The sequence below is a fragment of the Janthinobacterium sp. genome (assembly GCF_031995485.1).
Taxonomy (GTDB): Bacteria; Pseudomonadota; Gammaproteobacteria; order Burkholderiales; family Burkholderiaceae_D; genus Janthinobacterium.
Genome location: NZ_DAMAGB010000020.1, coordinates 57,948 through 64,440 on the forward strand (window position 1 = coordinate 57,948; position 6,493 = coordinate 64,440).

At 64.1% G+C, this 6,493-nt stretch carries 9 protein-coding genes; 7 read left to right on the forward strand and 2 right to left on the reverse strand.

All coding sequences use genetic code 11. From position 1 onward, the window contains the following. Positions 1–119: 119 nt before the first annotated feature. From fur to RTQ46_RS13340, 7 genes are all read left to right on the forward strand, one after another. Positions 120–557: a ferric iron uptake transcriptional regulator gene (gene fur, locus RTQ46_RS13310; RefSeq protein ID WP_312437198.1), complete on the forward strand. Its 438-nt coding sequence runs from the start codon at positions 120–122 to the stop codon at positions 555–557. Between the two features lie 55 nt (positions 558–612). Then, entirely contained in the window at positions 613–969 is a 357-nt protein-coding gene (locus RTQ46_RS13315; protein WP_312437200.1) for a MerR family transcriptional regulator, read from the forward strand. Positions 970–1,017: 48 nt separating this feature from the next. Beyond that, on the forward strand, positions 1,018–1,599 hold the full coding sequence (locus tag RTQ46_RS13320; RefSeq protein WP_312437239.1) for an NAD(P)H-dependent oxidoreductase: 582 nt from the start codon (positions 1,018–1,020) through the stop codon (positions 1,597–1,599). 178 nt (positions 1,600–1,777) lie between these two features. Next, a complete protein-coding gene (locus RTQ46_RS13325; protein ID WP_312437201.1) occupies positions 1,778–2,986 on the forward strand; it encodes a SpoIIE family protein phosphatase in 1,209 nt (402 codons plus the stop codon). Positions 2,987–3,035: 49 nt separating this feature from the next. Further along, positions 3,036–3,593 (forward strand): SiaB family protein kinase, encoded by a 558-nt coding sequence (locus tag RTQ46_RS13330; RefSeq protein ID WP_312437202.1) that lies wholly within the window; start codon positions 3,036–3,038, stop codon positions 3,591–3,593. Between the two features lie 22 nt (positions 3,594–3,615). Continuing rightward, positions 3,616–4,020, forward strand: a complete 405-nt coding sequence (locus RTQ46_RS13335; RefSeq protein WP_409518331.1) for a DUF1987 domain-containing protein — start codon at positions 3,616–3,618, stop codon at positions 4,018–4,020. 15 nt (positions 4,021–4,035) lie between these two features. Then, positions 4,036–4,761: a GGDEF domain-containing protein gene (locus RTQ46_RS13340; protein ID WP_312437204.1), complete on the forward strand. Its 726-nt coding sequence runs from the start codon at positions 4,036–4,038 to the stop codon at positions 4,759–4,761. A 3-nt stretch (positions 4,762–4,764) separates the two neighbouring features. On the opposite strand, the gene RTQ46_RS13345 is transcribed toward RTQ46_RS13340, so the two are convergent. After that, complete coding sequence (locus RTQ46_RS13345; protein ID WP_312437205.1) at positions 4,765–5,496, reverse strand: transporter substrate-binding domain-containing protein; 732 nt, start codon at positions 5,494–5,496, stop codon at positions 4,765–4,767. Between the two features lie 78 nt (positions 5,497–5,574). Next, positions 5,575–6,357 (reverse strand): DeoR/GlpR family DNA-binding transcription regulator, encoded by a 783-nt coding sequence (locus RTQ46_RS13350; protein WP_312437208.1) that lies wholly within the window; start codon positions 6,355–6,357, stop codon positions 5,575–5,577. Positions 6,358–6,493: the final 136 nt, after the last annotated feature.

Sequence of the window (6,493 nt, forward strand, 5' to 3'; positions counted from 1 at the left end):
TCAAAAAATTGCCGCACCGCCGCATGAATCATCCACAACATCGATTCAAATGAGAATAGTAATGATTATCATTTGCGATATAATATGTACTTACCTGCATCTATATAGGAATCGGAGACATGGATATATTGAGGGAACTGCGTGAATCGGGGCTGAAAGTGACGATTCCCCGCCTGCGGATTCTGCAGCTGTTTCAAGAAGGAAGCATCAAGCACCTGAGCGCGGACGATGTGTATAAACTCTTGCTGGCCGAAAAAATCGATGTGGGCCTGGCCACCATCTACCGCGTGCTGATGCAGTTTGCGGAAGCGGGCATCCTGTTTCGCCGCCACTTTGAATCGGGCCACGCCGTGTTCGAACTGAACGAAGGCCAGCACCATGACCACCTGGTCTGCACCGGCTGCGGCAAGGTCGACGAATTCGTCGACGAAGGCATCGAACAGCGCCAGCACGAGATCGCCACCGAGCGCGGTTTTGTCCTGCATGAGCATGCGCTGTCCCTGTACGGCACCTGCGCCGACTGCACGGCAAAAAAAGTGCCGGCACGCAGGATGTGAGCGCGCGGTGGATCGCTTGCGTTAAGATGCGCGGCAGTCCACCTCTGGAAAAACCATGTATATCGGCGAACTGGCGCGCCTGACGGGCGCCACCCCCAAGGCCCTGCGCCACTATGAAACGCTGGGCCTGCTGAAAGAAGTACGGCGCAGCGGTGCCTACCGCCGCTACACGCAGCAGGACCTGGCACAGGTAAAACTGATCCGCCAGGCGCAGGCGCTGGGCTTTCGCCTGGCCGAGCTGCTGCCGATACTCGCCGGCGACGACACCGACTGGGCCGCGCTGCAGCAGCAGATCGCCGCCAAGCGGGCCCAGCTTCGATCCGAGATTGCGCGCCTGCAGCAGCTCGACGCGCAGCTGGCCGGCATCGACACGGAGATCGCCGATTGCCTGCGGCGCTTGACTCTGCCGTAAGGGGCAGGCTTTAGCATGAAGGCTGATCTTTCCAAGAAAGCCGCCGTCATGAGCAAACGCATCCTGGTCATCCTTGGCCACCCCTCTTCCGACAGTTTCTGCGCCGCGCTGGCCGACGCCTATGCCGAGGCTGCCCGCCACGCCGGCCACGAGGTGCGCGAACTGCGCCTGGGCCAGCTCGATTTCGATCCGATCCTGCATCAAGGCTACCGCCAGGTGCAGCCGCTGGAAGCGGACCTCGTGGCCGCCCAGGAAGCCATCAGCCGGGCCGAACACCTGGTTTTCGCCTATCCGATCTGGTGGGGCGGCGCGCCGGCCCTGCTGAAGGGCTTTCTCGACCGCACCTTCCTGCCCGGCTATGCCTTCAAGTACCGTCCCGGCAAGGCCTTCCCGGCCCAGCTGTTGAAAGGCCGCACGGCCCAGCTGCTGGTGACGATGGATACGCCGCCGTGGTACTACCGCTGGATTTACCGCATGCCCGGCATCCACCAGCTGCGCAAGACCACGCTGGAGTTTTGCGGCATCAAGCCCGTCAAGGTGGCCAGCTTCGGCCCCATCCTGGACTCGACCGAGCAGCAGCGCGCGCGCTGGCTGGCGCAGGCGCGCACGCTGGGCAGCCGCCTGGACTGATCCACCAGCTTGCCATGCAGCCATTTTGCATACGGTTTTGGCAAGCCGGTAATCATGCTGTCATATTCGAACGCTACCATGTCGAGATTGCCTTTTTGCCAGCCGCCTTGCAGCCGTGGCAACAAAGGCGCCGATCGTCTTGTAAAGGTAGCCGCCCGTGGAGTTCAACGCCTCTCGATTGCATCTTCCCCGTTATCGCTCGTCCGTCGCGGCCGACCTGTGCATCGCCACCGAGTCGGTGCAGGCCGACGCCAACAACTTCGCCGTGCTTGAACTGTTCACCGAGCGGCGCGACATGATGAGCCTGCCCGTCACGGAACAGGACCGCCCGATCGGCCTGATCAGCCGCAATATCTTCATGTCGCAGATGTCCAAGCCCTTCTATCACGAGGTCTATGGCAAGAAGAGCTGCATCGCCTTCATGGACAAGGAGCCGCTGATCGTCGACGCGGCCATGAGCATCGAAGACCTGACTTTTCGCGCCGTCGAAGCGGGCGAAAAGGCGCTGGCCGACGGCTTCATCATCACCGAGGATGGCGCGCTGGCCGGCGTCGGCTTCGGCCTGCAGCTGATGAACGTGGTGGCCACCATGCAGGCCGAAAAAAACCGCCAGATCATGCACAGCATCGACTACGCCAGCGTGATCCAGCGCGCGCTGCTGCGCTCCTCGTCGGCCGAACTGCGCGCGGCGCTGCCCGACGCGCACCTGGAATGGCAGCCGCGCGACGTGGTCGGCGGCGACTTCTACCTGTTCGAACGGCATGCGGGCGGCTGGTTCGCGGCGCTGGCCGACTGCACCGGCCACGGCGTGCCGGGCGCCTTCATGACCCTGATCGCCTCGTCGGCCCTGAGCCAGGCGCTGCGCGACCTGGGTCCGCACGATCCGGCCGCCCTGATCGGTGCCGTCAGCCGCGCCATCAAGACCTTGCTGGGCCAGGACGACAGCGCCGGCAGCGGCGCCGCCGGCTCGAACGATGGCATGGACTGTGCCTTCCTCTGCTACGACGCGGCCAGCCGGCAGCTGCATTTCGCCGGTGCCAAACAGTCGCTGTACGTGGTCGCGCCGGGCCAGCAGGAAGTGCTGTGCTTCGACGGCGCGCGCATGGGCGTGGGCTACATCGACACGCCGGCCGGCCACGCCTGGCACAACCAGGCGATCGAGGTGGCGCGCGGCAGCCTGCTGTTTGTCACCACCGACGGCCTGCTCGACCAGATCGGCGGCAGCCGCGACATCGCCTACGGCAAGCGGCGCATGCGCGAGCAGCTGCTGGCGCGCCGCGCAGCGCCGGCCAGCGAGGTTGCCGAGGCACTGCTGCATGACTTTGGCGCCTGGCAGGGCGCGCAGCCGCGCCGCGACGACCTGACCTTTTTCTGTTTCCGCCTGTAGGCGTAACGTTCCTCGACAACCGCATCGACAACCAGCCAGGAGCACTGACGTGCTGTATCAAGAATTCAACGAGTTTTGGGATGTGGCGCGCAAGCGCAATATCATCTTTTTTTACACCGGCTACTTTTCGCAGCATGTGGTCAGCGCCATTTCCGAGACCATCAAGGCACGCCTGGACACGGCTGGCGCGGCCGGCCCGACGCGGCGGCGCATCTTTTCCTCGTTTATCGAGATGTCGCAGAACGTGATGCACTACTCCTCGGACAGCCTGGTGCCGAACGCCCAGCTCGACCAGCAGATGCGGCGCGGCTCGTTCTGCATCGGCACGCGCGGCGACAGTTTTTTCCTGCTGTGCGCCAATCCGGTCTCGACCGAGAACGTGGCGCAGATCCGCAGCCGGCTCGAACCCTTGCACTCGATGACGATGGACGAAATCCGCCTGGCCTACAAAAAGGCGCTGCGCGAGGAAGCGCCGGCCGACAGCAAGGGCGCGGGCCTGGGTTTCCTGACGCTGGCGCGCGACGCCAGCGAACCGCTGGAATTCGAATTCGCCCAGGATCCGCAGGAGCCGGGCAGCACCATCTTCTGCATCAAAGCCATCATCTGAAAGAGCCGAACCAGGAAAGCATATGCAATCACCGTCCACCCTGCCACCGTTGTTCCTCGCCGCGACCCCCAGTTCGCCCGAAATCGATTTCCGCTTCGACCAGCACATCCTGTCGATCAAGGGCGAGTCGTATCCCGAAAACGCGGCCGCCTTTTATGGTCCGCTGAACGCCGCCGTGCGCAACTACGTGGAGACCTGCCACGATGCGCAGATCACCGTGCATGTGTCGCTGGCCTACTTCAACAGCTCCAGCACCAAGATGCTGTTTACGCTGTTCGACATCCTGAACCAGGCCGCCATCGACGGCAACCGCGTGCGCCTGAACTGGTACCACGACGAGGATGACGACACGATCCTGGAATTCGGCCAGGAACTGCAGCAAGACTTCACGGCGCTGGACTTCCACGACCACGCCGTGGGCGGCTAGGACATGGGCGCGCAGATGTCCGCCTCGAGCATGGAGCCCGATCTGTTTACCGAGGAAGCGGCGGCGCTGGCGGCCGCGCGCCAGCTGCATGCCGACGACGGCGCCAGCGGCGAGGCACAGCGCCGCATGCTGGGCGAGCTGATTGTCCACTACGAACGCCTGATGCGCGAGACGCGCCGCCTGATCCGCCGCAGCGACCGCGCCGAGCGCGACATGCATGTGCTCAACCGCGAACTGCAGACGCTGGCCGGCCAGCTCGAATACCGCGCCACCCACGATCCGCTGACCGGCGCGCTCAATCGCGGCGCCGTGATCGACCATGCGCAGCGCTGCCTGGCGCAGGGCGACATGGCGCTGATCGTGCTCGATATCGATCTGTTCAAGCAGGTCAACGACGACTTCGGCCACCCGGCCGGCGATGGCGTGATCCGCGCCGTGGTGGAGTGCCTGCAGCAGCTGCTGGGCGAGCACGCGAAGATCGGCCGCGTCGGCGGCGAAGAGTTTTCGGTGGTCTGGCCCACGTCTTCGCTGGCGGAAGCACGGCAGGTGGCGCAGGATATCTGCGACGCCATCGCCGCGCGGCGCCAGCCGGCGCCGATCACGCGGTCCGTCACCGTCAGCGTGGGCGTCAGCTGGAACCGCGCCGGCACCGCGTTCGAACACGCCTACAGCCATGCCGACCAGGCGCTATACCAGGCCAAGCGCGACGGACGCAATTGCGTGCGCCTGTGGCAAGCGTGAGCGTTACTTGACCAGATCGTGGCGCGCCATGGCGCCGTCGCGGCGCATGGCGCTCACGGCGCGCTGCATCGCGGCCAGCTGCGCTTCGGGTACCTGCCGGTTGCAGGCCAGATAGGTCTGCACGCGGTTGAAGGTCAATAGCGGCACCACCATGCCTTCCCACTCCTTGCCGGCAAACGGCCGGCTGTCCACCGCCATGCCGACCGCCCACAGGTCGATGCGGCCCAGTAGCAGCTTTTGCGGATTGAGCCACTCCTGCGTAACGGGCGCCGTTTGCAGCCCGCGCTGGCGCAGGTAGTCGTCGCGCGCATCGCCCAGCACCGTGCCGATCGCCAGCCCGCGCGCATCGTCGAGCGTGTGCAGGGCCAGGTGCCGGCTGGCCAGTCCGTACAATATCCATTCCGCTTCGTTCAACGGGCCGATCCAGCGAAACAGCGCTTCGCGTTCGGGCGTGCGGGTGGTGGAATAGACGCAGGTGTCAGCCTCGCGCAGCGCCTGCGCATAGGCGCGCTTCCAAGGCAGCAGTTCGATCGTGTAGGGGATGCGGGCGCGCGCCAGCAGCTCGCGCACCTTGGCCGTCTCGCGGCCGACCACGACATTGCCCTCCATCATGCTCGACGGCGGCAGGTGTTCGCTGACCATGCGCAAGCCTTGGGCGCGGGCCATGCCCGCCGCCAGCAGCGCGGCGGCGCAGCAGACTGTCGCGATCAGCCGTGTCCGTGCTCGTTGCTTCATGCTTTCGTCTTCCTGTACTGCCTGGCGCCAGCGCCAATCCATGCTTGATGGTAACACCAGTGCCGATGCGGCATCAGCCTATGCCGCCGCGATCTCCAGCGGCCAGCCATGGAACTGGCGGCACAGGGCAGGCTCCGGTTCGCCGCCGACGACGATTTTCGAGAATACGTCGAGCGGGCTGAAAAACGCCGTGCGCACGCGCCCCAGCTTGCTCTCGTCGACCACCAGGAAACGCTCGGTGGCGCTGCGGATGGCCGCCTGCTTGATCGCCACCTCGTGGAAATTCGAGCAGCTCACGCCGCGCACCGGATCGGCGCCGCCGGCCGAAATAAACGCCTTGTTGACGCCCAGGCGGCCCAGGTACTGCACCGCCTCTTCCGAATAGAAGGTGGCCGACGATGGCTGGTACAGGCCGCCCAGCAGTATCAGCTGCGTATTGGGCCGCTTGCTGAGGATGTCGGCAATGTTCATGGAATAACATACGACAGTGAGCGCGATGTCGGCCGGCAGCGCCGACGCAAAGTGGACCATGGTGGTGCCGCAGTCGATGAACAGCATGTCGCCATCGGCGACAAACGTGGCGGCGCGCTGGCAGGCCAGGCGCTTCCTTACCGTATGCTGGTCCAGCTCCTCGGCCAGCACGTATTTTTCGCCCGCCGCCGGCAATGTTGCCTCCAGAACATATCCACCCAGGCAGGACAACGCGCACTCCGAGGCCGCCAGGTCGCGGCGGATCGTCATTTCAGTCACACCGAGCAATTCGGCAACCCGGCTCAACAGTGCAGGACCCGAGCTTTTGACCAGGGCCTGCATCCGTTCCAGCCGCAGTTGGCGCGCCTTGGCGCCCGCAGTTTGTCGCATGGTATTACTTTCGTTCATCATTTCATATGGAGTGCGGATTGTATCAGCAAGTATTCTTGATGTTATTAGAAAAAAGTGGTTGCACAACTAAATGTTATTGGCGTAACATAAATCTGTGGCGCGAATTGTGGTGCAA